General features: G+C 74.5%; 25 protein-coding genes and 1 tRNA gene. 19 read left to right on the top strand and 7 right to left on the bottom strand.

What is annotated here, in order from left to right; all coding sequences use genetic code 11:
• The first annotated feature begins 13 nt into the window (after positions 1-13).
• Both D1781_RS09200 and D1781_RS09195 read left to right on the top strand, forming a co-directional pair.
• Entirely contained in the window at positions 14-1,561 is a 1,548-nt protein-coding gene (locus D1781_RS09200; protein ID WP_119482026.1) for an alpha/beta hydrolase, read from the top strand.
• Positions 1,562-1,649: 88 nt separating this feature from the next.
• Complete coding sequence (locus tag D1781_RS09195; protein WP_119482025.1) at positions 1,650-2,786, top strand: baeRF2 domain-containing protein; 1,137 nt, start codon at positions 1,650-1,652, stop codon at positions 2,784-2,786.
• A gap of 65 nt (positions 2,787-2,851) precedes the next feature.
• On the opposite strand, the gene D1781_RS09190 is transcribed toward D1781_RS09195, so the two are convergent.
• Positions 2,852-2,935, bottom strand: a tRNA-Leu gene (locus D1781_RS09190).
• A gap of 130 nt (positions 2,936-3,065) precedes the next feature.
• On the opposite strand from D1781_RS09190, the gene D1781_RS09185 reads away from it, so the two are divergent.
• From D1781_RS09185 to D1781_RS09155, 7 genes are all read left to right on the top strand, one after another.
• On the top strand, positions 3,066-4,415 hold the full coding sequence (locus D1781_RS09185; protein ID WP_119482024.1) for an amidohydrolase family protein: 1,350 nt from the start codon (positions 3,066-3,068) through the stop codon (positions 4,413-4,415).
• Positions 4,412-5,704, top strand: coding sequence for a M20/M25/M40 family metallo-hydrolase (locus tag D1781_RS09180; protein ID WP_119482023.1), 1,293 nt, complete (start codon positions 4,412-4,414; stop codon positions 5,702-5,704). The genes D1781_RS09185 and D1781_RS09180 overlap by 4 nt, the downstream gene beginning before the upstream one ends.
• Before the next feature lie 129 nt (positions 5,705-5,833).
• Positions 5,834-6,820 (top strand): pirin family protein, encoded by a 987-nt coding sequence (locus tag D1781_RS09175; RefSeq protein WP_233551221.1) that lies wholly within the window; start codon positions 5,834-5,836, stop codon positions 6,818-6,820.
• A 56-nt stretch (positions 6,821-6,876) separates the two neighbouring features.
• Positions 6,877-8,292, top strand: a complete 1,416-nt coding sequence (locus tag D1781_RS17895; protein WP_147392062.1) for a helix-turn-helix transcriptional regulator — start codon at positions 6,877-6,879, stop codon at positions 8,290-8,292.
• A gap of 97 nt (positions 8,293-8,389) precedes the next feature.
• Positions 8,390-9,052, top strand: a complete 663-nt coding sequence (locus D1781_RS09165; protein WP_119482020.1) for a hypothetical protein — start codon at positions 8,390-8,392, stop codon at positions 9,050-9,052.
• The gene (locus D1781_RS09160) at positions 9,049-9,597 is read left to right on the top strand and encodes a hypothetical protein (protein ID WP_119482019.1); all 549 of its coding nucleotides are present in this window, start codon (positions 9,049-9,051) and stop codon (positions 9,595-9,597) included. Before D1781_RS09165 ends, D1781_RS09160 begins: the two co-directional genes overlap by 4 nt.
• Positions 9,598-9,734: 137 nt before the next feature.
• A complete protein-coding gene (locus D1781_RS09155) occupies positions 9,735-10,583 on the top strand; it encodes an undecaprenyl-diphosphate phosphatase (RefSeq protein ID WP_119482018.1) in 849 nt (282 codons plus the stop codon).
• A gap of 77 nt (positions 10,584-10,660) precedes the next feature.
• On the opposite strand, the gene D1781_RS09150 is transcribed toward D1781_RS09155, so the two are convergent.
• Complete coding sequence (locus D1781_RS09150; protein ID WP_147392061.1) at positions 10,661-11,539, bottom strand: endonuclease domain-containing protein; 879 nt, start codon at positions 11,537-11,539, stop codon at positions 10,661-10,663.
• Positions 11,540-11,692: 153 nt separating this feature from the next.
• Positions 11,693-12,625, bottom strand: a complete 933-nt coding sequence (locus tag D1781_RS09145; protein WP_119482016.1) for a PAC2 family protein — start codon at positions 12,623-12,625, stop codon at positions 11,693-11,695.
• Between the two features lie 106 nt (positions 12,626-12,731).
• Between D1781_RS09145 and D1781_RS09140 the strand changes: the two genes are divergently transcribed.
• The 10 genes from D1781_RS09140 (at position 12,732) to D1781_RS09095 (ending at position 23,515) form a co-directional block, all read left to right on the top strand.
• Complete coding sequence (locus D1781_RS09140; protein WP_407641674.1) at positions 12,732-13,400, top strand: HAD family hydrolase; 669 nt, start codon at positions 12,732-12,734, stop codon at positions 13,398-13,400.
• Complete coding sequence (locus D1781_RS09135) at positions 13,397-14,386, top strand: tRNA (adenine-N1)-methyltransferase (RefSeq protein ID WP_199706536.1); 990 nt, start codon at positions 13,397-13,399, stop codon at positions 14,384-14,386. The genes D1781_RS09140 and D1781_RS09135 overlap by 4 nt, the downstream gene beginning before the upstream one ends.
• 109 nt (positions 14,387-14,495) lie before the next feature.
• Positions 14,496-15,473: an FKBP-type peptidyl-prolyl cis-trans isomerase gene (locus D1781_RS09130; RefSeq protein ID WP_119482014.1), complete on the top strand. Its 978-nt coding sequence runs from the start codon at positions 14,496-14,498 to the stop codon at positions 15,471-15,473.
• Between the two features lie 8 nt (positions 15,474-15,481).
• Positions 15,482-16,471 (top strand): helix-turn-helix transcriptional regulator, encoded by a 990-nt coding sequence (locus tag D1781_RS09125; RefSeq protein ID WP_119482013.1) that lies wholly within the window; start codon positions 15,482-15,484, stop codon positions 16,469-16,471.
• Complete coding sequence (locus D1781_RS09120) at positions 16,464-17,447, top strand: helix-turn-helix transcriptional regulator (protein WP_119482012.1); 984 nt, start codon at positions 16,464-16,466, stop codon at positions 17,445-17,447. The genes D1781_RS09125 and D1781_RS09120 overlap by 8 nt, the downstream gene beginning before the upstream one ends.
• A gap of 113 nt (positions 17,448-17,560) precedes the next feature.
• On the top strand, positions 17,561-17,818 hold the full coding sequence (locus tag D1781_RS09115; RefSeq protein WP_119482011.1) for a Sec-independent protein translocase subunit TatA/TatB: 258 nt from the start codon (positions 17,561-17,563) through the stop codon (positions 17,816-17,818).
• A 50-nt stretch (positions 17,819-17,868) separates the two neighbouring features.
• Positions 17,869-18,615, top strand: coding sequence for a twin-arginine translocase subunit TatC (gene tatC, locus D1781_RS09110; RefSeq protein WP_119482010.1), 747 nt, complete (start codon positions 17,869-17,871; stop codon positions 18,613-18,615).
• Positions 18,616-18,617: 2 nt separating this feature from the next.
• Positions 18,618-21,098 carry a DEAD/DEAH box helicase gene (locus D1781_RS09105; protein WP_407641664.1) on the top strand — a complete coding sequence of 827 codons (2,481 nt, stop codon included), beginning with the start codon at positions 18,618-18,620 and terminating at the stop codon, positions 21,096-21,098.
• A gap of 16 nt (positions 21,099-21,114) precedes the next feature.
• Positions 21,115-22,719, top strand: coding sequence for an apolipoprotein N-acyltransferase (gene lnt, locus D1781_RS09100; protein WP_119482009.1), 1,605 nt, complete (start codon positions 21,115-21,117; stop codon positions 22,717-22,719).
• Positions 22,720-22,732: 13 nt separating this feature from the next.
• Positions 22,733-23,515, top strand: a complete 783-nt coding sequence (locus D1781_RS09095; protein WP_119482008.1) for a DNA-formamidopyrimidine glycosylase family protein — start codon at positions 22,733-22,735, stop codon at positions 23,513-23,515.
• Between the two features lie 76 nt (positions 23,516-23,591).
• Here D1781_RS09095 and D1781_RS09090 read toward each other — a convergent pair whose 3' ends face one another.
• The 4 genes from D1781_RS09090 to D1781_RS09075 all read right to left on the bottom strand — a co-directional run bounded on the left by D1781_RS09090 (position 23,592) and on the right by D1781_RS09075 (position 26,360).
• A complete protein-coding gene (locus D1781_RS09090) occupies positions 23,592-23,963 on the bottom strand; it encodes an RNA polymerase-binding protein RbpA (RefSeq protein WP_119482007.1) in 372 nt (123 codons plus the stop codon).
• A 119-nt stretch (positions 23,964-24,082) separates the two neighbouring features.
• Entirely contained in the window at positions 24,083-24,808 is a 726-nt protein-coding gene (locus tag D1781_RS09085; RefSeq protein WP_119482006.1) for a glycerophosphodiester phosphodiesterase family protein, read from the bottom strand.
• A complete protein-coding gene (locus D1781_RS09080; protein WP_119482005.1) occupies positions 24,805-25,866 on the bottom strand; it encodes an SPFH domain-containing protein in 1,062 nt (353 codons plus the stop codon). Before D1781_RS09080 ends, D1781_RS09085 begins: the two co-directional genes overlap by 4 nt.
• Complete coding sequence (locus tag D1781_RS09075; RefSeq protein ID WP_119482004.1) at positions 25,863-26,360, bottom strand: NfeD family protein; 498 nt, start codon at positions 26,358-26,360, stop codon at positions 25,863-25,865. Before D1781_RS09075 ends, D1781_RS09080 begins: the two co-directional genes overlap by 4 nt.
• Between the last annotated feature and the right edge of the window lie 62 nt (positions 26,361-26,422).

The raw sequence follows: 26,422 nt of genomic DNA, 5'->3' as shown, positions 1-26,422 counted from the left end.
AAGGGGGTCGCGCGTGCGCCGACCGGTCGTGCTCGTCCTCGTCGTCGGCGTGCTCGTGGCCGCCCTGGTGGCGGGCGTCGTGGGCGGGGTGCTCGTCTCGTCCTCGCGCCGGGCCGCTCCCGCTCCCGCCCCGTCCGTGGAGGCGACGTGGCCGACGCCGGCCGCGATCGACTGGCGGGCCTGCACCGAGTCGTCGCTGCAGGCGGCCGGCGCGGAGTGCGCGACGGTGACCGCGCCCCTCGACTGGAGCGCCCCGCAGGACGGGCGCACGGTGCGCATCGCCGTCTCCCGCGTCCGGCACACCGAGAAGCCGTACCGCGGCGTGATGCTCGTGAACCCCGGCGGTCCCGGCGCGAGCGGCCTGCAGTACGCGACCCTCGGGTCGAGCGTGCCGAAGGGCGCGGGGGCGCACTACGACTGGATCGGGTTCGACCCCCGGGGCGTCGGCGCGTCCCGCCCGCGGCTCACGTGCCGGGCGGACTACGCGAACGGCCCGCGCCCGGCCTACTCGCCGGCCACCGCGGCGGGCATCGCCGCCTGGCGGAGGCTCGCCGAGGGTTACGCCGAGGCCTGCGGGAAGCGCAACGGGGCGCTGCTCGAGCACGTCACGACCCGCGACTCCGCGAACGACATGGAGTACCTCCGCCTGGCCCTCCGGGCGCCGACGATCTCGTACTACGGGTTCTCCTACGGCACCTACCTCGGCCAGGTCTACGCGACCCTGTACCCGAAGCGGCTCGACCGGATGGTGCTCGACTCCACCGTCGACCCCACGCGGGTCTGGTACGGCGCGAACCTCGACCAGGACGTCGCCTTCCAGACCGCGATCGACGCCTGGTTCGGCTGGCTCGCGAAGCACGACGACCGCTACCGGCTGGGCGGCACGCGCCAGGCCGTGCAGGCCTCCTACGACCGCTTGGCCGCAGCGCTCGCCGCGAAGCCCGCGGGCGGCGTCTTCGGCTCCGCGGAGCTCGCCGACACGCTGCTCTACGCCGGCTACTCGCAGAGCCTCTGGACCGACCTCGGCGACGCCTTCTCGCGCGGCGCTCGCGGCAGCACCACGCGGCTGCAGGAGTACTGGCGCACGCTGAACGAGGTCGACGACGACAACGGGTACGTCGGCTACCTCGCGGTCGAGTGCACCGACCAGGTCTGGCCGGGGGAGTGGTCGACGTGGGAGGCGGACGCGCGCCGCCTGTCCCGCCGCGCGCCGTTCGAGACGTGGGCGAACACCTGGTTCAACGCCCCCTGCCGCACCTGGCCCGCGAAGGCCGGCACCCCGGTCGACGTGGACGGCACGAAGGCGCCGCCGATCCTGATGATCGGGGAGACGCTCGACGCCGCGACGCCGTTCAGCGGCAGCCTCGCGGTGCGGCGGCTGTTCCCGCGGGCGCGCCTGCTCGCCGAGCCCGGGGGCACCTCGCACGCCGAGTCGCTGAACGGGAACGACTGCGTCGACGGGACGATCGCGGACTACCTCGCGGACGGCTCGCTGCCCGCGCGGAAGGCCGGCGACGGCCCCGACACGACCTGCGCCCCGGCGCCGCAGCCGACGCCCTGAGCCTTCCCGGCCTTCGGTCGGCTGCCGCGCCTACGGTCCTGGCCACGGTGCGGGCCGCCGGGGCTCGCCCGACGCGGAAGGAGCACGGATGACGGACAGCGCGGACACGCTGCGAGCACGGCTGACGGAGGCGGGACGCGTCTGCGGCGGCTGGTGCACGGTCCACATCGACTTCTCGGAGGACCGGGAGAACCCGGAGGGGCTCGCGGAGTCGCGACGCCGGTCGGTCCGGGACCGCCTGAACCGCATGGGCGCCGACGACGCGACGGTCGCCGCGATCGAGGACGCCCTGTCGACGCCGAGCGGGCTGCCGTCCCCGTTCAGCCGGTTCCTGCTCGCCCGCGACGGCGAGGTGGCCGTCGACGAGGCGGTGCCGGGCGCGGCGCGCGGCGAGACGCTCGAGGTGGGCGTCCTGCCCCGGCTGGCGCCGCTCATCGCGACCGGGGTCGACGAGTTCCCGTACCTCGTGGTCCGCACCTCGCGGGACGGCGGCGACGTGGCGGTGCACCGCACCGGCGCCTTCTTCCCCGAGTCGACGGCGTCCGTGGAGGGGCGCACGGACACGCTGCACAAGGTCAAGGGCGGCGGCTGGGCGCAGCTGAACCAGCAGGAGCACGTCGAGGAGCTCTGGAAGCAGAACCAGCAGGAGCTCTCGGCGGAGGTCGACCGGCTCGTCCGGGAGGTGCGCCCCCGCCTGCTCGTCGTGTCCGGCGACGTCAAGGCCCGGCGCCTGCTGCTCGACGCCGTCGGCCAGGCCGCGCGCTCGATCGCCGTGGAGCTCGACGCGAACACCCGGTCGGACGGCACCGACGCGGCGCGGCTCGACGCGTTCGTGGCCGAGCAGGTGGCGGCGGTGGAGCAGCGCGACCGCGCCGACGCGCTCGACCTCCTCAGGAGCCGGGTGTCGCAGGAGCGCGCCGCGGCGGACGTCGGCCTCCGCGAGGTCGTCGGCGCGCTGCAGCAGGCGCAGGTCGACACGCTGTTCGTCGACGTCGCGGCGCTGGACGGCGAGACGCTGCTGGCGCTCGACGGCGTGCCCTGGGTCGCCCGCCCGGGCGACGAGACCGGCGACGCCGAGGCCGTCGGGGAGGTGCCGGCCGCGGAGGCGATCCTCCGCGCGGCGCTGCTCACGGACGCCCGGATCCTGACGGCGACGCAGCAGGCGACGGGCGCGGGCGCAGCGGCGCTGCTCCGTTGGCCGGCCGCGTCCGTCACCGGGGCCTGACCGCACCCGGGAACGAAGAAGGGCCGCGCTTGCGCGCGGCCCTTCTTCGGAGCTGTCTGGGCTTGTGTCCGAGGGGGGACTTGAACCCCCACGCCCTATACGGGCACTAGCACCTCAAGCTAGCGCGTCTGCCATTCCGCCACCCGGACCGGTGTGCACGCCTTCCGGCGCCGACCGAGAACACTACCGGATCCGCGGACGCTCGGCGGACATCGGCGTGCCGCGCGGCGGCGGGGGCGCCGTGCGCTCCGCGAAACACGACGGCCGTACCGTGCGCCCGTGACCGTCCTCCTCACCGCCGACCTCGCCGTCCCCGACGCCGCCGCCCGCACCGTGCTCGAAGGGGCCGGCGTGCTCGTCGAGGGCGACGTGATCGTGGAGGTCGGCGACGCGGCCGCCCTGCGCGCCGCGCATCCGGAGGCGCGGGAGGAGGCGCTCGGCGAGGCCGTGCTGCTGCCCGGCCTCGTGAACGCGCACCACCACTCGGGCGTGCTCCGCGGCACGGCCGAGCACCTGCCGGTGTGGCAGTGGCTCGAGGTGCACATCGACCCGATGCACCGGGTCCTCCGCCCGGAGGAGGCGGAGACGGCGGCCCGCCTCTGCTACGCCGAGGGTCTGCTCGCCGGCACCACGACCGTCGTCGACATGTGGCGGTACATGGACGGCGCGGCGCGGGCCGCCCGCGAGCTCGGCAACCGGCTCGTGTCGGTCAGCTACGTCGGCGCCCATCCCGACCACGACTACTTCGACTCGCTGGACGACAACGAGCGGATGCTGCGCGAGTGGTCCGGCGACGACCGGGTCACGCCCTGGGTCGGCCTCGAGCACCCGTTCTACGCGGACGACGCCGGGCTCGCCCGCGCGATCGCGATGGCGCACGAGCACGGCACGGGCCTCTACACGCACTGCAGCGAGTCCCGGGACGAGCTGCCCGACTGGCGGGCGCGGTTCGGCGCGAAGCCGCTCGTCGCGCTCGAGCGCATCGGCTTCCTCGACGCGCCCCGGGTCGCGCTCGCGCACGCCGTCTGGCTCGACGACGAGGAGATCGGCATCGCCGCGGCGCACGACGTCGGCGTCGCGCACGCGCCGGTCAGCAACATGAAGCTCGCCTCGGGCGTGGCGCCCGTCGTGAAGATGCTCGCCGCCGGTCTCGCGGTCGGGCTCGGCACGGACGGGGAGAAGGAGAACAACAACCTCGACCTGTTCGAGGAGCTGAAGACCGCGTCCCTGCTCGCGAAGCTCAGCGCCCTCGACGCCGCGGTGCTCGACCCGTGGGAGGCGCTCGCCATGGCGACGACCGGCGGCGCCCGGATGCTGGGCATGGCGGACCGCATCGGCCGGCTCGCGCCCGGGATGCGCGCCGACGTCATCGCCGTGCGGACGGACACCCCGCGGATGACGCCGCTGATCGCGTCCGGCCCCTACGAGAACGTCGCCGCGAACCTCGTGCACGCGGTGCGGGGGAGCGACGTCGCCTTCTCCATGGTGGGCGGGGCGCCGGTCGTCCGCGACGGCCGCCTGCTCACCGCCGACCTGCAGCGGCTGATCGCCGACGCGCGCGCGGTGGTGCCGGGGCTCTTCGCGCGGCGGGCGGCGCTCGCCGGCCCGGCGGCTAGCGTGGAGGGGTGACCGGGCTCAGCCGCACCGCGACCCTCGCACGCGACCTCGTGCGCTTCCCCTCCGTCAACTGGGGCGCCGGGAGGAGCGACGGGGAGGCCGAAGCCGCCGGCTACGTCGAGGCCGTGCTGCGCGGCATGGGCCTCGAGACGCACTCGTTCGAGCCCGAGCCGGGCCGCGTGTCGGTCGTGGCCCGCGTCGAGGGCCGCAACCGCGGTCCCGGGCTCGTCCTGCACGGCCACACCGACGTCGTCCCCGCGGACGCGGCGAGCTGGAGCGTCGACCCCTTCGCCGGCGAGATCCGGGACGGCCTGCTCTGGGGCCGCGGCGCCGTCGACATGAAGGACATGGACGCGATGATCCTCGCGTCGCTCGAGGACGTGCTCGGCTCCGGCCGGCAGCCGAACCGGGACCTCGTGATCGCGTTCTTCGCGGACGAGGAGGCCGGCGGCGTGCTCGGCGCGCACTGGGTCGTCGACCACCACCCGGAGCTGTTCGCCGGGGCGACCGAGGCGATCAGCGAGGTCGGCGGCTACTCCATCGACCTCGAGGGGCGCCGCGCCTACCTGCTGCAGACGGGGGAGAAGGCGCTCGTCTGGGCGAGGCTCACGGCGCGCGGGCCCGCCGCGCACGGATCGCGCCTCATCCGCGACAACGCGGTGACGAAGCTCGCCGAGGCGGTCGCGCGGATCGGACGCAAGGACTGGCCGATCCGCCTGACGGAGACGACCCGGTCGCTCGTCGACGAGCTCGGCCGGCAGCTCGGGCTCGACCCGAAGCAGGTCGGCGAGGACGCCGTCGTGCTCGCCTCGGGCAGCGCCGCCGGCTTCATCCTCGCCACCCTCCGCACGACGACGAACCCGACCGTGCTGGAGGCCGGGTACAAGCACAACGTCATCCCGGACACGGCGAGCGCGCTCGTCGACATCCGCACCCTGCCGGGGGAGGAGGACGCGGTGCTCGCCGAGCTGCGCGAGCTCGTCGGCCCCGAGATCGAGATCGAGACGCTGCACACCGACATCGGGCTCGAGAACCCGTTCGAGGGCCCGCTCGTGGAGAAGGTGATCGCCCTGCTCGGCGAGCACGACCCCGGCGCCCCCGTGCTGCCCTACCTGATGTCCGGCGGCACCGACAACAAGTCGCTCGCGCAGCTCGGCATCAGGGGCTACGGCTTCGCGCCGCTGCAGCTGCCGGCGGACCTGGACTTCCCCGCCATGTTCCACGGCGTCGACGAGCGGGTGCCGCTCGCCTCCCTCGACTTCGGCACGCGGGTCCTGACCGACCTCCTCCTCACCTACTGAGCCGCTGGCCCCGCTGGTCGAGGTGCGAGCGCAGCGAGCCGCCCCGCTGGTCGAGGTGCGAGCGCAGCGAGCTCGAGACCACACCCGCCGATGCGGCGCGCCGATCTCCTGAGGGCGGAGGATGTCCGCGTGAGCGTGACGGAGCGGGACCCGGCCCTGATCGACGCGGCCGCGAGCGAGCCGGCGCCGCCGGAGCTGCTCGAGCCGCGGGAGGTGCCCCTCGGCGGCCCGCGCGCGATGCGCGTGCAGCGGACGCTGCCGCAGCGGAGCCGCTCGCTCATCGGCGCGTGGTGCTTCCTCGACCACTACGGCCCCGACGACCTCTCCGAGCGCGGCGGGATGCAGGTGCCCGGCCACCCGCACACCGGCCTCGCGACGGTCACGTGGCTGTTCGAGGGCGAGGTCGAGCACCGCGACACGACGGGCGCGGCCGTCGTCGTGAGGCCCGGCGAGGTCAACCTGATGACGGCGGGGCGCGGCGTCGCCCACTCCGAGTTCTCGGTGGGCGGGACGACCGTCATCCACGGCGCCCAGCTCTGGTTCGCGCTGCCCGCCGGTCTCGCGGACGGGGCGCGCTCCTTCGAGCACGCCGTCCCCGAGGTGCGGCGGATCGCCGGCGCCGAGGTGCGCGTCTTCGTGGGGGACTGGCTCGGCTCGACCGGAGCGCCCCATGCGCCGACCCCGCTCATCGGCGCGGAGGTCCGCCTGCTGCCCGGGCTGCGCTGGGAGGCGGCCGTCGACCCGGGGCACGAGCTCGGCGTCCTCGTCGACTCCGGCGAGGTCGTCGTCGAGGGCCTGTCCGCGCCGCGCTCGCACCTCGTCGCGCTGTCGCCGGGCCGCTCCTCGCTGACGATCGAGGCGGGACCGGACGGCGCCCGGGTCCTCGTCCTCGCGGGGGAGCCGTTCCCGGACCCGATCACGATGTGGTGGAACTTCGTCGGCCGCGACCACGACGACATCGTCGCCGCGCGCGCCGCGTGGCAGGAGCAGGTCGAGCAGGAGCGCGCGACGGGCGCGGCCGACGGCCGCTTCGGTCCGCACCCCGACGCCTGGGACGCCGTGCTGCCTGCACCGGACCTGCCGACCGTGCGCCTGAAGCCCCGCATCCGGCGCTGAGCGGCGGCCGGGCGCAGAGCCTTGTCGTCGGTCACCGCATCGTCCACAGTGGGCGGATGACGGTCGGCCGAGCATCGGGCACCGATCGCGTCGGGGGGACGGGCGTGCTGCGCGACGCGGTCGTCCCGTGCGGGGCGGTGCTCGGCGCGCTCGCGCTCACGGCGCTGCGGATCACGGGCGACACGGGCTTCGCGACCGACCCGCTCGGCGCCGCGGCGCTCGCCGTGAGCGCGGTCGTGGTGCTCCGCATCGGCGCTCGGCTGCCCGCCTCCGCGCGACGTCCGGCCGTCGCGCTCGCGGTGTCGCTGGTCGCCTACCTGCTCGTCGCCGCGTGGGCGGTCGTCGCGGTACGGCTGGGCGTCGGAGTCGTCCCCGTCGCCGTCTGGAACACCGCCTGGCTGCCGCCGCTCGTCCTGGTGCAGTGGACCGCGCTCGCCGCCGTCCAGCGGCGCCGGACGAACGCGCTGGACCTGCGGGTCGTCGCGGCCGTCCTCGGCGCCGCAGCGGTGGCGAACCTGGTGCTGGCGCGCGCCGGTGACCCGTTCCAGGGGCTGCCGACGATCGCGCCCGAGGCCTGGCGGGTCGAGCTCGCACCGGTGGGGCTCGCGTCGACGGTGCTCGGGGCCGTCGCGCTCCTCGTGCTCCCGGTGCGGCTGTGGCGGGCCGCGCTCACGTCGCGCGGTGCAGGGGGAGCACGGCTCGGTGCTGCCGCGGCCGGTGCGTCCGCCGCGCCCCTGATCGTCCTCCTCTGCCTCCTGCTCGCCGTGGCCCGGTCTCCCGGAGCGGTGGAGCCGGAGCTGGGATCGGTCGCGTTCCTGGTCGCGCTGGCGGGCGGCTCGGTGTTCGGCGCCGGGTGCGCCCTGTTCGCCGCCACCCCGGAGGTGACCTCGCGGGTGCTGCTGAACTCGATCCGCGCGGCTCTGACGTTCCTGGCCGCGGTGGTGGCGGTCGCCGGCGGCACCGTGCTGCCCGTGATGCGACCCGACCTCGGGCCGACCGCGTCGGCCGTCCTGATCGCCGGCCCTGCAGTCGTGCTCGTCGGCGGTGCCTGGTTCGCCGCGGCGCGGCTCGCGGCCGCGCTCCTCCCGCCGGTCGCTCCCGCAGCGCAGGAGCCGGCCGCCGCCGACCCGATCGGCGCCGCCGTGCCTGCGCACCCGGAGCCTGCACCGCGGCTGTCGGCGGCACCCGCACCCGCACCCGCGCCCGCGCCTGCGCCTGCAGGCACGGCGTCTCCGCCGGGATTGACCGCGCGAGAGGCGGAGGTGCTCGCGCTCCTCGCGGACGGGGCGAGCAACGCGGGCATCGCGACGCAGCTCGTGATCTCCGAGCGGACGGTCGACGCGCACCTCAGGTCGGTGTTCACGAAGCTCGACCTGCGGCAGGACGCCGAGGGGAACCGGAGGGTGCAGGCCGCCAGGATCTGGTTGAGCCGCACCGCGCCGCCGGCGCCGGGGAGCGATCCGGACGCCTGATCCGCGGCGCGAGGCGGAGATCGGTGCTGAGGCCGATGTGCGGGATCCGCCGTCCGGCGAGGGTCGGGACCTCGATCCCCACACTTCGGAGGCTCCCGTGACCGACCTGACCGTCCTGCCCGCACCGCCGGCGACCGCGCGCCCGCCCGCCCGCCGCGCCGTCGCGGTCCTGTTCGTCGTCCTGCTGATCTCGCTGGTCGGCAGACTCGCGTTCGCCGCCTGGGAGGGTCCCTTCGACGGCGCCCTGTCCGTCGAGGACGTCACGAGGCCCGGCTGGTGGCCGCTCCACCTCTACCTCGCAGGACCCGCGTACGCGCTCTCCTTCCTCGCCACGGCGCTGATGCTCGTCCTCCTCACGCGGGCGTCCTGGCCGGGGATCCTCGCCGGGCTGCTGGTCGCCGGCGGCGGCCTCGTGTTCGCGCTCGCGATCACGGCGGAGGCGCTGCCGTTCGTGTCCGCGACGGACCACGGCGGCGAGGAGCAGCGCCGCGCGGCGGTGGCCGCGCTGAACGAGCAGCCGGACCTGCTCGGCTCGACCATCCTGGGCGCGTCCGCCGTCATCGCGATCGGGTCCGTCCTCGGTCTGGTCGCGGTCTGGATCGCCCGCACGACGCCGGGCTGGTTCCCGCCGACGGCGCTGGTGGTCGCCGTCCTCTCGCAGCTCGCGCCGTCGATCGCACCCGCGGTGGTCGGCTACGTCCTGCAGCTCGTCGTGCTGGCCGCCATCGGCTGGTTCGGCTGGACCCGGTCCGGCCGATGAGCGCGTCGAGGACGCCGCGCCGCCTCGGCCGACGGACCGCGGCGCTGCTCCTGGTCCCCGCCACCGCCCTGCTCCTCGTCGCGTGCTCGGGAGCGGGCGCAGGCGTCGACCGCGCCCCCGCGGCGTCCGGCGGCTCGTCGCGCCGGTCCGCCGCGCCCTCCGCCTCCGCCTCCGCCTCCGCTCCGACGGTCGCCGCAGACCCGGACACCGACCTGTGCGCGTTCCTGACCCGCGAGGACATCGACGTGCCGATGGAGGCGTACGGGCTCGCGATCGAGGGTCTGCGGTCGGGGCAGCGGGACGGGTCGCCGTCGTGCACGATCAGCACGGCCGATCCCGCGGAGACGCTCACGCTGCTGCTCGTGCCGGTGCCGTTCGCCCAGGTCGAGCAGCGGTACACGGCGGGTCCGCCGGCCGAGGACGACGCGGTCCTGCTGGGGCCCTCGAAGTGGTTCGCGACCCGGTCCTTCGCGGCGGCGTACGGCGACCGCACGTTGATCGTGGGATCGACGGGGCGCGGCTCCACACCGCGTTCGCGGTGCTGATGGGCACCGCGCTCGACGCCCTGCCCGCCCCGTGACGAGCGGCGACGTCGGCGCGGCCGCTCGGGAGGCGCGGCGGCGTCCCGCTAGCCTTCCAGCCGCGCGGGACCCTCCTGCCGCTCGTCCCGGAGGGGGAACGCGTGATCGAAGCGCTCGTGCTGGGCCTGATCCAGGGGTTGACGGAGTTCATCCCCGTCTCCTCGAGCGCCCATCTGCGCATCGCGGGCATCTTCCTCGAGGGCGGCAAGGACCCGGGCGCGGCGTTCACCGCGATCATCCAGCTCGGCACCGAGACCGCGGTGCTCGTCTACTTCTGGAAGGACATCGTGCGCATCGTGCGCGCGTTCTTCCTCGGCCTGTTCAAGGTGAAGGGCGCGGACGGCGCCGTGCGGGTGCCCCGCACCGACCACGACTACCGCCTGGGCTGGCTGATCATCATCGGCTCGCTGCCCATCGTGATCCTCGGCGTCCTCCTGCAGAACCTGATCGAGGACCAGTTCCGCTCGCTCTGGGTCGTCGCCGTCAACCTGATCGTGTTCGGCGTCCTGCTCGGCATCGCGGACCTGGTGGGCCGCAAGCGGAAGACGATCGACCAGCTGAACGCCCGCGACGGCGTGATCTTCGGCCTCGCGCAGGCGCTCGCGCTGATCCCCGGCGTCTCCCGCTCCGGCGGCACGATCGGTGCGGGCCTGGTGCTCGGGTACACGCGCGCCGCCGCGGCGCGGTACTCGTTCCTCCTCGCGATCCCGGCGGTGTGGGGCTCCGGCCTCTACGAGCTCGTGAAGACGGTCCGCGACCCGGGCACGGAGCTGTTCAGCGGCGTCGAGACCTTCGCCGCGACGGTGGTGGCCTTCGTCGTCGGCCTCGTCGTCATCGCCTTCTTCCTCCGCTACCTGAACCGCGGCTCGTTCCTGCCCTTCGTGGCCTACCGGATCGTGCTCGGCCTGCTGCTGATCGGCCTCCTGCTGGCGGGCGTCGTCCAGCCGTAGCGCGTGCAGGCCGGTGTGACGGACGAAGGCCGATCGCGGGCGATCGCGCCTTCGTCCTCCACACCGACCTGCGTCCGTCACGCCGCCACGAGCGCGGCGAGCACCGCGGCCTCGACCTCGGCCCAGCGGAACAGCACCTGGTGCCAGGTGAACCGCAGCACCCGGTAGCGGGCACGCGCCGCGACGAGGTCCCGTCGCCGGTCCTCCTCGAACGCGTCGCCGTCGTGCCACTGCCTGCCATCCACCTCGACGATCAGGCGCCCCTCGACGAGCAGGTCCACCCGTCCGATGCCCGGGATCTCCGCCTGCGGCTCGACCCGCAGGCCGGCAGCGCTCAGGAGGCAGCGGACGACCGTCTCGATGCCGGACTCCGCCCTGCCGTCGGCGCTCGCGACGACCGGCGCGAGGTGCGCGGGGAGGAGCGCGGACAGGGCCGGGAGGTCCGCAGGACGCAGGAACCGGTGGTGGAGCGCGGAGTCGACGACCGCGAGCGCACGCTCCGGCGGCTCGACCCGGAACACGTCGCGGAGCATGGTGAGCACGGGGACGATCCCGCCCGGACGCGCGGCCCGCACCATCGCCGGGTCCGACCAGTGCAGGCCCACGTCCGGCCGGTCGCCGAGCGCACGGGACGGGTCGTCCGGATCCCGGAGCCGCGCCGTCGTCGTGGTCTTCGCGACCGCGACCCGCAGCACCGGCGTCCGGACGGGCGCGGGCCGTCGGAACGACGCCCCCTGCACGTCCGGGGGAATCCACAGCCCGCGGACGCGTGCTGCGGAGTGAGCGGTGGCGGCGCCGCCGACCCGGACGGCTCGCACGAGGACGGGGTCAGCACCCGGCCGCGCGAACCATCCCGGCCGCACCCCGACCAGCGCGCCGTCGCGGAGCGCCCGCCGGATCTCGCGGTCCGTCTTCCCCCGAGCCTTCAGGTCCGCCGTCGTCCAGAAGTCGCGCACGGCGCAGATGGTGTCCGTCCGCGGCGGCCGCCGCACGGCACGGCTCTGGGGAGGTGAGGTCAGTCGGCTCCGAAGGCCGATGTCACGGACGAAGGCCCTCCTGACGGGATGCGGCCTTCATCCTCGACGCCGTCCTGCAGACCCGACGCGGAATCAATCGCCGGGGCGCCAGGGAGGCGGCTGCTCGCCGCGGCCGGGGCCCTCGCCGCGGCGGAGGTAGCGCTCGAACTCGCGCGCGATCGCCTCGCCGGAGGCCTCGGGGGAGTCGACGGTGTCGCGCGCCTTCTCGAGCTGCTCGATGTACGCGGCCATGTCCTCGTCCTCGTTCGCGAGGGCGTCGATGCCGCTCTCCCACGCCTCGGCCTCGTCCTCGAGGTCGCCGCGGGGCACGGCCACGTCGAGCACGGACTCGAGGCGCTCGATCAGGGCGAGCGTCGCCTTCGGGGACGGCGCGTTGTGCACGTAGTGCGGCACGGAGGCCCAGATCGACACGGTCGGGATGCCGACGCGCGCGGCGGCGTCCTGGATCACGGAGAGGATCCCGACGGGGCCCTCGTAGTTGCTGCGCTCGAGGTCGAGGTCGGTGCGGATCTCCGCGTCCTCGCTGGAGGCGAAGGTCGAGATGGGGCGCGTGTGCGGCACGTCGGCCAGCATCGCGCCGAGGGTGACGATCCCCTCGACGTCCGCGACGAGGGCGGCGTCGACGATCTCCGCGACGAAGGCGCGCCAGCTGCGCGACGGCTCCGTGCCGAGGAGCACGTAGAGGTTGTCGCGGTCGATCCGCGGGTCCGGGTCGGTCGCCTCGACGGCGAGCCCGCGGCCGCGCACCCGCTTCGCGGGCCCCCACATGGTCGCGCCCGGCCAGGTCAGACCCTTCACCCCGTGCTCGTCCACCCCGACGGTCGGCCGGTTGAACTGGTAGTCCATGTACAGCTCGGGGTCGATCTCGAGGATCGGGCTGAGCGGCAGCGCGTCGCGCACCATCCGCACCGCGTTCGTCGCAGCCTCGCCGGCGTCGTTCCAACCTTCGAACGCCACCACGAGGACGCGTCCTCGCTGGAATCGCTTCGTCTGGGCCAATCGCATCGCTTCCGTCAGCCGCCGGCGGCTCGCCGACCGCCCCACCCTAGGCCGCGCCCCTCGGGGCGGGCGGGGCTGTTCGCTCTCCGCGTCGCTATCCTCGGGGCCGATGATCGTGCCGCAGCTGCCCGCCGCCGTGCTCTGGGACATGGACGGCACCCTCGTCGACACCGAACCGTTCTGGTTCGCCGCGGAGACGGAGCTCGTCGGCCGCTTCGGCGGCACCTGGACCCACGAGCAGGCGATCTCCCTCGTCGGCAGCGGGCTCCGCGACGGGGCCCGCGTGCTGCAGCAGCACGGCGTGCGGATGGACGTCGAGGAGATCGTGGCCTGGCAGACCGAGTTCGTCACCGACCACCTCGTGGCGCCGCTGCCGTGGCGGCCGGGCGCGCTCGCCCTGCTCGCCGCGATCCGCGACGCCGGCGTCCCCACCGCGCTCGTGACGATGTCGGAGCGGCGGATGGCGGAGGCGGTCGCGGCGGCCGTGCCGTTCGGCGCCTTCGACGTCGTGGTCGCCGGCGACGACGTCGAGCGCCCGAAGCCGCACCCGGAGGCCTACCTCCGCGCCGCGGAGCTGCTCGGCGTCGACATCGCGGCGTGCGTCGCGATCGAGGACTCGCCGCCCGGGCTCGCCGCGGCGGTCGCGTCCGGCGCGGCGACGGTCGGCGTGCCGCACCAGGCGGTGCTGCCGGAGGGGGACCGCTGGCGCCTCTGGCGGACCCTCGACGGACGCGGCCCCGAGGACCTCGCCGCCGTCGCCGACGAGCTGAGGACCGCGTGACCGGGGCGTTCCGCGCCGGCGACCGGGTGCAGCTGACCGGGCACAAGGGCCGCCGCAACACGATCACGCTGACCTCGGGCGGCGTCTTCCACACGCACCGCGGCACGCTCGCGCACGACCTGCTCATCGGCGCGCCGGACGGCAGCGTCGTCACCGGCTCCGACGGCACGACCTACCTGGCGCTGAAGCCGTTGCTCACCGACTACGTCATGTCGATGCCGCGCGGCGCGGCGATCGTCTACCCGAAGGACGCGGGCCAGATCCTCGCCTCCGCCGACATCGCCCTCGGGCAGCGGGTGGTGGAGGCGGGCGTCGGCAGCGGCGCCCTCACCCTCTGGCTGCTGCGCGCGATCGGCGAGACCGGCACCCTCCACTCGGTCGAGCGCCGCCAGGAGTTCGCCGACGTCGCCGCGGACAACGTCGCCGGCTTCTTCGGCGGCGCGCCCGACCGCTGGACGCTGACGACCGGCGACCTCGCGGAGGTGCTCGACGCGGGGGAGCCGGAGGTCGCCGACCGCGTCGTGCTCGACATGCTCGCGCCGTGGGAGGTCGTGCCCGCGGTGCAGCGCGCGCTGTCCCCGGGCGGCGTCGTCCTCGCCTACATCGCGACCGTGCCGCAGCTGTCCCGCGTCGTCGAGGCGCTGCGCGACAGCGGCGCCTTCACCGAGCCGCTGTCGACCGAGACGATGGTCCGCGGCTGGCACGTCGACGGCCTCGCGGTCCGCCCGGACCACCGGATGGTCGCGCACACCGGCTTCCTCGTGACCGCCCGCCGGCTCGCCGACGGCGCGGTCGCGCCGCGCTCGACGCGCCGCGCCCCGAAGGAGTTCGCGGACGAGGACGTCGAGCTGTGGACGCCCGGCGCGATCGGGGAGCGGGAGAAGAGCCCGAAGCGGATCCGCAAGGCCGCGCGCCAGGCCGCGGAGATCGCGGACGCCCGCACCGCCGCCCCTGCCGGCGACCTCCCCGCCGACTCGGACGACTGATCTCCGAACGCACCCGCACCGGCGCTCAGCCGCGACGCGTTCAGCGTCGCGGTAGCGCACGCCTTCGATCCGCCTGCGGATCGAAGGCCAGGAAAAACTGGCAGGATCGATGACCGTGCACGCCACCGCCCGCCTCCTCGCCGGCGCCGCGGTCGTGGCGTCGCTCGCCGCGGCCCTGACGGGCTGCTCGGGCGGCGCGGGGAGCGCGGCGGGCTGCTCGCCGCTGGCGCAGCCGGGCGGGGCCTCGGAGAGCGTCAGCGCGACGGGTCGATTCGGCACCGCGCCGACGGTCGACTTCGCGACGCCGATCCACGTCGACGAGACGCAGGTCAGCTCGCTGATCCCGGGCCGCGGCGCCCCGCTGCAGGGCGCGCAGGAGATCGCCGCCGAGGTCACGTTCCTCAACGGGACGACGGGCCAGGAGGTCACGAAGACCGACTACACCGGCTCGGCGCCCGCCAAGTTCGTGATCGACAAGGTCGGCATCCTGGGCCTCCGCAAGGCGCTCGTCTGCGCGCAGGTGGGGGAGCGGCTCGCCGTCGTCCTGCCGCCGTCCCAGGCGATCCCCGCCGAGACGCGGCCGACCGGGCTGAAGGCGACCGACTCGGTCGTCGCGGTGGTCGACGTGAAGGACGCGTACCTCGCCCGCGCGAACGGCCGCAACCAGGTGATGGGCAACGGCCTGCCCGCCGTCGTGCTCGGCGCCGACGGCCGGCCCGGCATCACGCTGCCGGAGGACACCCCGCCGACGACGCTGCGGGTCGCGGACCTCAAGGTCGGCGACGGGGCGACGATCGAGGACGGCGACACGGCGGTCGTCCAGTACACGGGCGTCGTGTGGAAGCCGGGCGACCCGGCGAACGGCACGGTCTTCGACTCGAGCTGGACCACCGGCTCGCCCACCAACGTCGTGGTGAAGAAGGGGCAGACCATCCCCGGCCTCGTCACCGCCCTCACGGGGCAGCGCGTCGGCTCGCAGGTCCTCGCGATCCTGCCGCCGGCCCAGGGATACGGCGACCAGTCGACCTCGACGATCCCGGCGGGCTCCACGCTCGTGTTCGTGGTCGACGTCCTGGGGAAGGGCTGACCCGGCCCGTGGCCGCCGCGGTCTCCAACGAGGAACGCCTCTTCAGCCTCGTCCTCGCCCTGCTCGCCACCGAGACGGGCCTGACGAAGGCCGACATCCTGTCGTCGGTGCAGGGCTACCGGCAGCGCTACCGCGCGAACGGCGGCAACGCCTCCCTCGAGCGCCAGTTCGAGCGCGACAAGGAGGACATCCGCGACCTCGGGGTGCCGCTCGAGTCCATCGAGCTGCCGGCCGACCAGGGCGCCGTCCAGTACACGCGGTACCGGATCCCGAAGGGCGAGTACGACCTTCCCGCGGACGTCACCTTCACCCCGCAGGAGATCGCGCTGCTCGACCTCGCGGCGCTCGCCTGGCGCGAGGGCTCGCTGTCGGGGGAGTCGCGGCGCGCGCTGCTGAAGCTGCGGTCGCTCGGCATCGAGTCGGAGGAGCCCCTCATCGGCTTCGCCCCGCGCCTGCGCGCCCGCGACGCCGCGTTCGACCCGCTGCAGCAGGCGATCGAGCGGCGGCGGGTCGTCGCGTTCGGCTACCTGAAGCCCGGTGAGGACCGCGTGCGCCGCCGCCGCGTCGCGCCGCTCGCGCTCGTGCAGTTCGGCGGCCGCTGGCACGTGCACGGCACCGACCTCGGGGCCCGGGACCGGCGGACGTTCCTCCTCAGCCGCATCACCGGCCCCGTCGAGGAGACCGCGGAGACGTTCGAGGCGCCGCCGGGGGAGCCCGCCGAGGAGGCGCGCGCGGGGCTGCGCGCGGTGTTCGCCGCGAACCGCGCCCTGCTCGAGCTGACGCCGGACACCGACGCCGCGGCGCGCCTCGGCTCGCGCGGCGAGCCGGCGGGGGAGGGCGTCGTCGCCGTGCACTTCACGGACCTGGCCCTGCTCGCCGACGAGGTCGCGGCGTTCGGGCCGGAGGTGCTGGTGCGCGAGCCGCCCGAGCTCGTCGACGCGGTGCGGGCCAGGCTCGCGGCCGCGGCCGCGGCGCACGGAGGGGGGACCGGTGGCTGAGCCGCAGCCCATGCGGGTGCAGGACCGCCTCGCCTTCCTGCTGGCGCTCGTGCCGTACCTGCTCGACAACGACGGGGTGCCGGTCGCGCAGGCGGCGGCGCACTTCGGGGTCCCGGAGCAGCGCATCCGCGACGCGGTCGAGCTGATCGCGATGTCCGGCGTGCCGGGGGAGACGAAGGCCTACCAGCCGAACGACCTGTTCGACATCGACTGGGACCGGCTGGAGCAGCGCGACGAGATCGCGATCACGCACCAGGTCGCGATCGACGACTCGCCGCGGTTCTCCGCCCGCGAGGCGGCGGCCCTCATCGCGGGGCTGCAGTACGTCGCCGCGCTCCCCGCGAACGCGGACCGGGAGACCGTCGCGCGGCTGACCGCCAAGCTCACCCGCGCCGCGAACGGCGCTCCCGCCGCCGTCGCGGTCGAGGGCGGCGCGGACACGCGGCTCGGCCTCGTGCGCGAGGCGGTCGCCGCGGGCACCGTGCTCGTCTTCGACTACCTGAACGGCCGCGACGAGCGCGAGGAGCGCACCGTCGAGCCGCTGCGCGTCGAGTCCGTCGACGAGTCCTGGTACCTCCGGGCGTGGGACCGCACGCGGCGGGCGCTGCGCACGTTCCGGCTCGACCGGATGCGCGACGTCCGCACGCTGGACGGCGCCGCGCCCGAGCGGCCCGAGGACATCGAGCTGCCGGAGCGGATCTTCCAGCCGTCGAAGCAGGACCGGTCGGTGACGATCGAGGTGGCGGAGGCGGTCGTGCCGCTGCTCGCGGACTACCTCGGCGACCGCCCGCAGACGCAGCCGGCGCGGAGGGGCTGGGTCCGCACCCGCCTCCGCATCGCGCACCTGCACGGGCTCAAGCGGCTCGTCGCCGGGCGCGGCGGCCAGGTCGTCGTGGTCGAGCCGGAGGACGCGCGCGACGCGGTGCGCGACTGGGCTGCGGCCGGCCTCGCCCGCTACGGTTCCGACACGATCTGACGGCCGGATCGCGCGGGAGGCGCGAACCGTCGCGCGAGGCGCTTACACTCGTGAAGCAGCGCCGCAGCCGTCGTTCCGACGGTGTCGACGGCGACATCCGAGATCGGAGCGTCATGGGTATCTTCGGCAACGCCTTCACGGGATGGCACCTCCTCGCCATCGTCCTCGTCGTGCTGGTCCTCTTCGGCGCGACCAAGCTCCCGGTCTTCGCGAAGGGCCTCGGCCAGTCGATCAAGATCTTCCGCAAGGAGATGACCGACGTGCAGGACGACATCGCCAAGGACCGCGCCGAGCGCAGCGCCGAGCACCTCGACCGCGAGACGGTGACGACCCCGGACCAGCAGACGCGTCGCGCGTCTGAGGACCGCTGACCTCCACCGCGGACCCCCGCGCGCGCAAGCGCGCCAACGCGGAGCGGCGCATGCCGCTCATCGAGCACCTGCTCGAGCTGCGCAAGCGGCTGATGTGGGCTGCCGTGGCGATCATCGTCGCCGGCGTCGCGGGCTGGTTCATCTCCGACTGGGTCCTCCAGCTGCTGACATCCCCGCTGAAGCAGATCGGCGGCCGGCCGGCGACGATCAACTTCCCGAGCGTGACGAGCGCCTTCGACGTCCGCTTCGAGATCGCGATCATCGTCGGGGTCGTCATCGCCAGCCCGATCTGGCTCTACCAGATCTTCGCGTTCCTGACGCCGGCGTTCACGCGCCAGGAGAAGAAGTACGTCTTCGGCTTCTTCTTCAGCGCGGTGCCGCTGTTCCTCGCGGGCTGCGCGGCGGGCGCGTTCGTGATCCCGCACATCGTCGGGCTCATGGTGAGCTTCGCGCCGGGCGGCAGCGCCTCCCTGCTCGACGGCAAGGGCTACCTCGACTTCGCGCTCCGGCTGCTGCTCGTCATCGGCGTCGCGTTCGTGCTGCCGGTGTTCCTGGTGCTGCTGAACTTCGTGGGCGTCATCCGCGGCCGCACGATCCTGAAGTCGTGGCGCATCGCGATCCTCGCGGTCACCATCTTCACCGCGGTCGCGACGCCGTCGGCGGACATCATCTCGATGATCCTGCTCGCGATCCCGATGATCGTGCTCTACTTCGTCGCGGTGGCGATCGCCCTCGTGCACGACAAGCGCAAGGACCGCAAGGACGCAGCCGTCCTCGAGGGCGCGGGTAGCCTGTAGCGGTGACCCGGCGACCGGCTGAACCGGCCGGCGGCGCGGCGGTGCTCTCGCCCGCGGAGCGCTTCGCGGCGTCCCGCGTCCGTCAGGACCACCCCGCCGTCCAGGCGTTCCGCGCACTGCAGTCCTTCGAGCTGGACCCGTTCCAGATCGAGGGCTGCGCGGCGCTCGAGGACGGCGACGGCGTGCTCGTCGCGGCGCCGACCGGCGCCGGGAAGACGATGGTCGCGGAGTTCGCGGTCTACCTCGCGATGTCCTCGCCGCGCGACAAGGTCTTCTACACGGCGCCCATGAAGGCGCTGTCGAACCAGAAGTACAACGAGTTCGTCGACGAGTACGGGGCCGACGAGGTCGGCCTGCTCACCGGCGACACCGCGGTGAACCCGCGCGCCCGGGTGGTCGTGATGACCACCGAGGTGCTGCGCAACATGCTCTACGCCGGCAGCGACCTGCTGAATGACCTCGCGTTCGTGGTCATGGACGAGGTGCACTACCTCGCCGACCGCTTCCGCGGCGCCGTGTGGGAGGAGGTGATCATCCACCTCCCGCAGACCGTGCGGCTCGTGTCGCTCTCCGCGACGGTCTCGAACGCGGAGGAGTTCGGCGACTGGCTGCAGGCCGTCCGCAGACGCACCCGGGTGGTCGTCTCCGAGGAGCGCCCGGTGCCGCTCGAGCAGCACGTGCTGATGCGCACGAAGCTCGTCGACCTGTTCGACGCGACCCAGTCCGCCTCCGGCGGCACGCCGCGGGTCAACCCCGAGCTCATCCAGATGGCCCGCTACGGCGGCCGGACGATCACGTCCCGGCAGATGCAGGACGTCGGACGACGGCACTCGAAGGGCGGCGCGCCCCGAGGCTTCACGATGCAGCGGAGCGACCTCGTCGACCTGCTCGGCGAGCAGAACCTGCTGCCCGCCATCTTCTTCGTGTTCAGCCGCGCCGGCTGCGACGGGGCCGTGCGGCAGGCGCTGCGCGACGGCGTCCGCCTCACCGAGGGGTGGGAGCGGGAGGAGATCCGCGCCACCGTCGAGGAGCGCTGCCGCACCCTGCTCGACGAGGACCTCGCCGCGCTCGGCTACTGGCAGTGGCTGGAGGGCCTCGAGCGCGGCGTCGCCGCGCACCACGCCGGCCTGCTGCCGGCGTTCAAGGAGGTCGTGGAGGAGCTGTTCCAGCGGAAGCTGCTCAAGGTGGTCTTCGCCACGGAGACCCTCGCCCTCGGCATCAACATGCCGGCGCGGACGGTCGTGCTCGAGAAGCTCGAGAAGTTCAACGGCGAGGCCCGCGTGCCGATCACGCCGGGGGAGTACACGCAGCTCACCGGTCGAGCGGGCCGGCGCGGCATCGACGTCGAGGGCCACAGCGTCATCTGCTGGCACGAGGGCCTCGACCCGCAGGCGGTCGCGTCCCTCGCCTCCCGCCGCTCCTACCCGCTGAACTCCTCGTTCAAGCCGACGTACAACATGGCGGTCAACCTCATCGAGCGGTTCGGGCGCGACCGGACGCGCTCGATCCTCGAGTCGTCCTTCGCCCAGTACCAGGCGGACCGCGCCGTCGTCGACCTCGCCCGCAAGGTGCGGCAGCAGGAGGAGTCGCTCGTCGGGTACGAGAAGGCGATGCGCGACGAGACCGGCTCCTCCGGCGACGTCACCGAGTACGCGGCGCTCCGCCGGCAGATCAGCGACCTCGAGAAGTCCGGCGCGCGCCCCGGCGACCAGTCCGCGAAGCAGCGGGAGCGCCGGCAGCGGGAGATCACCGACCTCCGCCGCCGCCTCAAGGCGCACCCGGCCCACACGTCGCCCCGTCGCGAGGAGCTCTCGCGGTGGGCCGAGCGGTGGTGGCGCCTCAAGCGCCAGACCGAGCAGCTGCAGGGGCAGATCGCCACCCGCACGGGCGCGGTCGCGCGGATCTTCGACCGCGTCAGCGAGGTGCTGCTCGAGGAGGGGTACCTCAAGCCCGACGAGGACGGCGAGATCCGCCCGACCGTGCACGGCCGCATGCTCGCCCGCATCTACGGCGAGCGCGACCTGCTGCTCGCCGAGAGCCTGCGACGGCACGTCTGGGACGGCCTCGACGCGGCGTCGTTCGCGGCGCTCGCGACGGTCTTCGTGTTCGAGTCCCGGCGGGAGGAGGGCGTCGTCGCGGACCGCTTCCTGCCGAAGGGCCCGTTCCGCGAGGCGTGGAACCGGCTGGAGGGCCTCTGGGAGCGGCTCGACGACCTCGAGCGGTCGCACCGGCTGCCCGGCTCGTCGCTCCCGTCCGTCGGCCTCTGCACCGCGATGCACCGGTGGGCCCGGGGCGCGTCCCTCGACGCGGTGCTCCGCGAGGCCGACCTGCAGGCCGGCGACTTCGTCCGCTGGACGAAGCAGGTGATCGACCTGCTCGACCAGATCACGCAGGTGGGGGAGGGGCCCACCCGGCGCACGGCCCAGCAGGCCATCGAGGCGATCCGGCGCGGGGTGGTCGCCTACAGCAGCGTGGGCTCGTGACCGGCCGGCTCCGCCGATGACGGCGACCCTGGCCCGTCCCGTCCCGCGGAGCGCGGGCCCGGCTCGGCCCCTGCGGCTCCGGGGCAGGGCCGAGCTGCCGCTGCCCGCGGCGCTCGTGGTGTCGGCCGCCTCCGGGCTCGTGCTCTCGCTCGCCCACCCGTCCACGAACGCGTGGGTCCTCGCCTTCGTCGGCGTCGCCGGCGCGCTCGTCGCGCTGCGCGGGCGCGGGTTCTGGTCGGGCGCGCTGACGGGCCTGGTGTTCGGCGTCGTCTTCTGGTTCTCGCTGATCGACTGGGTCACCCTGTTCCTCGGCCCGGTGCCGCTGCTCGCGCTCGGGCTGCTCGAGGCCCTGCTCGTCGCCGCCGGCGGCGGACTGCTGGCGCTGACCTACCGCGCGACGGGGCGGCTCCACGACACCCCGTGGGGCCGGGTCGTCGTCACGCCGCTGCTGCTCGCCGCGGCCTGGACCGCGCGCGAGGTCGTCGCCGGCACGTGGCCCTACGGCGGCTTCGACTGGGGCGCGGTCGCGCTCAGCCAGTCGACCTCGCCCTTCGCGCACCTGAGCGCGTGGCTCGGCACCACCGGCCTGAGCTTCGTGCTCGTCTGGCTGACCGCGCTCGCCGTGGCGGTCGCGATCGAGCGGCCCGGGCTCGGCGTCGGCCGGTTGCAGGCGGTGCTGTCCCGCCTCCTCGCCCTCGTCGTCGTCACCGGCGCCCTGCTCGCGGTGCCCGCGTTCCCGATCACGGTCTCGGGGTCGTTCCGGGTCGCGGCCGTGCAGCCGGACTCGCACGCGGGGTACTTCGACCCGGACTACGACCCGACCCGCAACCTGGAGCAGGTCGTCCGCGCCACCGGCCCGGCCCTCGGGCAGGGCGCCGACCTCGTGGTCTGGCCCGAGGGCGCCGCCATGTACGACCCGACGACCGACCGCGGCCTCCAGCAGCAGCTGCAGTACGTCGCGCAGTCGGTCGGGGCGCCGCTGCTGACGGGCGCGATCACGGAGCGCGACGGCCGCACCTACAACTCGAGCGTGCTGTGGGACCCGTCGGCGAACGGCATCACCGCGCTCTACGACAAGGTGCGCCCGGTGCCGTTCGGCGAGTACGTGCCGGACCGGGCCTTCTGGACGCCGTTCGCGCCCGACCTGCTGAAGCTCGTCGGCCGCGACTACACGCCCGGCACCCGGCCGTCCGTGATGGACGTCGGCCGGACGCCCGTGGGCGTGAACATCTGCTTCGACGTCGTCGACGACGGCCTGATCCTCGGCTCGGTCGCGGACGGCGCCGAGGTGCTCGTCGCGCAGACGAACAACGCCGACTTCGGCCGGACGGACGAGAACGAGCAGCAGCTCGCGATCGCTCGGCTCCGGGCGATCGAGACCGGGCGGTCCGTCGTGAGCGACTCGACCGTCGCCTCCACCACCGTGATCGGGCCCGACGGCCGCACGCTCGCCGCGGCGAAGCCGTTCACGACGCAGACGCTCGTGGTGACGGTGCCGACGGCGACGGGCATCACGCCGGCGGTCGCGTTCGGCGTCCCGCTCGGCGGCGCGATCGCCGTCCTCGGCGCCGTGCTGCCGCTGCTGCTCGCGGTGCTCGCCCGCCGCCCGCGGCGCCGCTGAGCGGGACGCGGCCGTGCCGGAGGGGGACTCCGTCTTCCGCCTCGCCGCCCGGCTGCGGGCGGCGCTCGACGACGGCGTGCTCGCGAGCGCGGACCTGCGGGTGCCCCGGCACGCGACGGCGGACCTCGCGGGCCGGCGGGTGCTCGCGCACGACACGGTCGGCAAGCACCTGCTGCAGCGCTTCGAGGGGGGCCTGACCCTCCACACGCACCTTCGGCTCGACGGCTCGTGGACCGTCACGCGGGAGGGCCGCGCCGTGCCCCGGCGGGTGCAGCCCGACGTGCGCGTGCGCCTCACGACGACGGCCGGCACCACCGCGTGGGGGATCGCCCTCCCGGTCGTGGAGCTCGTCGAGACCCGCGACGAGGGCGCGGTCGTCGGCTTCCTCGGGCCGGACCCGCTCCGCGCGGACTGGGACGAGGCGGAGGCGGTCCGCCGCGTCGCCGCGGACCCGGCCCGCCCGGTGCTCGAGGCGATCCGGGACCAGCGGAACCTGGCCGGGCTCGGCAACCTCTGGGTCAACGAGGTGTGCTTCCTGCGCGGCGTCCACCCGGACCGCCCGGTCCGCGAGGTCGCGCTCGAACCGCTCGTGCGCCTCGCGGCCCGCATGCTGCGGCACTCCGCGACGCACCCGGACGCGTACCAGGTGACGACCGGCTCGAAGCGGCGCGGGGAGTCGCACTGGGTCGTCGGCCGCGCGGGCCGGCCCTGCCTCCGCTGCGGCACGACCGTCGTCGGGCGGGGCGAGCATCCCGGCCGCACCTACTGGTGCCCGCACTGCCAGCCGTCGCCGTGACCGTCGAAGGGACCACCCGGAGCACGGCGAAGGGCGCCGCTCCCGATGGAGCGGCGCCCTTCAGCGGTGAGGCGTCCTAGGACGCCTTCTTGTCGTTCGTCTTGCCCCGTCGGGCGCGCAGGTACTGCAGGCGCTCCTCGAGCAGCTCCTCGAGCTCGGCGCGCGTGCGCCGCTCGAGCAGCATGTCCCAGTGCGTCCGCGGCGGCTTCTCCGCCTTCACCGTCTGCGCCGCGAGCGTCCCGTCGGCCTCCAGCAGCTGGCCCTCCATGCCCGACTTCGGGCTGGTCCAGCGCTCCGGGATCTCCGCTTCCGCCGCGAAGGTCACGGAGAACGTGCTGCCGTCGGAGGCGCGGTACTCCCGCACCTGACGCTCCGAGAAGATGACGCCTTCCTCGCTCTGCAGGCTCTGCCCGCCGAGCCGCATGCCGCGCAAGCTGCGATCAGCCATTCGATACCCCTCTCCCCGTGCTCCGGTATAACGGGCTTTCGGAGCCGGGGATTCCCCGGATGGCGTTTCCCAGAGCCCTCCCAGAGCATTCAGGACGGGTTCGAGGAAGCCGGGGCGGGTCAGCGGAGCGCGTCCCGCGCCAGGTCGGCGCGGTCGGTCACGATGCCGTCGGCGCCCCGCGCGACGAGCTCCCGCATCCGGATCGGGTCGTTCACGACCCAGAAGTGGACCTCCACGCCGGCGGCGTGCATGGCCGCGATGCTCCAGGGCGCCGCGAGGTCGGTGCGGAGCGCCCGCTCCGGGATCTGGACGGCCTCGACGCCGCGCAGCGCGACCCGGGTGAGGGCCGGGGTCCGCAGCCGGAGCCCGGCCACGATCCCGGCGACGCCGCCGGCAGAGGCGGAGGTCGCGGCCGTCGGCACGAGCCGCAGCACGCCGCGGCGACGACGCCCGGAGAACGACGTGAGGAGGACGCGCTGCGCCGCGGACGCGGCCGCCACGGCGGCCCCGGTGGGTGCGACGGCGGACTCGTGCTTGACGTCCACGTTGAAGCGGGCGTCCGGGAGGGCGGCGAGGGCCTCGGCAAGCGTCGCGACCTCCGGCAGCGCGGCGCGCACCTCGTCGAGGGTCAGCGAGGCCACCGCGCGGCCGTCCGCGAGGGCGGGGTCGTGCACCAGCACGGCGGCGCCGTCCGCGGTCGCGCGGACGTCCGTCTCCAGGTGGGTGGCGCCCGCGGCGAGCGCGGCCTGGAACGCGCGGATCGAGTTCTGGGGCGCGCCCTGCGCGAGGCCGCGGTGCGCGAGGATCCGCGGGAGGGGTCCGTCGAACCAGTCGGTCCGGCTCACCGGGGGTCGGCAGGCGGCGCGGGCTCGGCGGGTGCGGCAGGTGCGGCGGGCGCGGGCGACGGCTCGGGCGGCCGCACGGACGACGGCGCCTCCTGCGCGGGCGTGCGCGGCGTCGAGGCCTCGGGCCCGGCCGCCCCGGCGGCACCGGCCGCCATCCGCTGGAGGCCCTGCCCGAAGCCGGCCCCGACGCCCTTCAGCGCCTCGGTCAGCTCGGACGGGACGATCCAGAGCTTGTTCGACTGGCCCTCGGCGATCTTCGGGAGCGTCTGCAGGTACTGGTAGGCGAGCAGCGGGCCGTCCGGGTTCCCGGCGTGGATCGCGTCGAAGACCGTCTGGATCGCCTTCGCCTCGCCCTCGGCCCGCAGCACGCGGGCCTTCGCCTCGCCCTCCGCGGAGAGGATCTGGGACTGCCGCTCGCCCTCGGCCTGGAGGATCGCCGCCTGCTTCGTGCCCTCGGCGGTGAGGATCTGCGCGCGGCGGCTCCGCTCGGCGCGCATCTGCTGCTCCATCGAGTCCTGGATGGACACGGGCGGCTCGATCGACTTCAGCTCGACGCGGTTGACGCGGATGCCCCACTTGCCGGTCGCCTCGTCGAGCACGACGCGCAGCTGGCCGTTGATGTTGTCGCGGCTGGTCAGCGCCTCCTCGAGGTTCAGCCCGCCGACCACGTTGCGGAGCGTGGTCGTCGTCAGCTGCTCGACGGCGACGAGGTAGTTCGCGATCTCGTACGTCGCGGCCCGGGCGTCCGTGATCTGGAAGTAGACGACCGTGTCGATGGAGACGACGAGGTTGTCCTCGGTGATGACCGGCTGCGGCGGGAACGAGACGACCTGCTCGCGGAGGTCGAGCAGCGGCCGGAGCTTGTCGATGAAGGGGACGAGCAGGTTCAGGCCCGGCAGCAGGGTCTTGTGGTAGCGGCCGAGGCGCTCGACGACCCCCGCCCGCGCCTGCGGCACGACCCGGATCGCGCGCGCGAGCACCACGATCACGAAGATCACCACGACGATCGCGAGCGCGATCAGGAAGAGCTGGCCGAGGAAGGCGCCTGCGTCGGTCATCGGGGGTCTCCGGTTCCTGTGGGGTTCGGTGCGGCGGAGGGCGCGACCACGGCGGTCGCGCCGTCGACCGCGACGACGGTGAGGCGCGCACCCGCGTCCACGGCCGCGTGCTCGTGCGCGGCGTCGAGCCGGGCGGTCCACGTCTCGCCGTTCGCGAGGCGGGCGTAGCCGGTGCCGTCGACGAAGGAGGCGGTCGCCCGGGCGCTCATGCCGGCGAGGGCGTCGACGTTGGTCAGCGCCCGCGCCTTGCCGTGGACCAGCGTGCGGTACAGCAGCGGACGGATCGCGAAGACGAGCAGCGCCGACAGCCCGGCTGCCGCGACGACCTGCAGGGGAGCGGGCCAGCCGAGCAGCCACGTGCCGAGCCCGCCGATGAGGCTGCCCGCCGCGATCATCCCGAAGACGAGGCTCAGGGTGAGCAGCTCGGCGATCACCGCGACGACCACCACGACGAGCCAGAGGACCCACGTGTAGGCGAACAGGTCGGGGAACACGGGCACTCCTGGTGGCTCGGACTCGAAACGTAGCACCGGGGCCGCCCGTGCACGACCGATAG

This window comes from Amnibacterium setariae, assembly GCF_003581425.1.
GTDB classification, from domain to species: domain Bacteria; phylum Actinomycetota; class Actinomycetes; order Actinomycetales; family Microbacteriaceae; genus Amnibacterium; species Amnibacterium setariae.
This window is presented reverse-complemented; position numbering and strand designations above follow the sequence as displayed.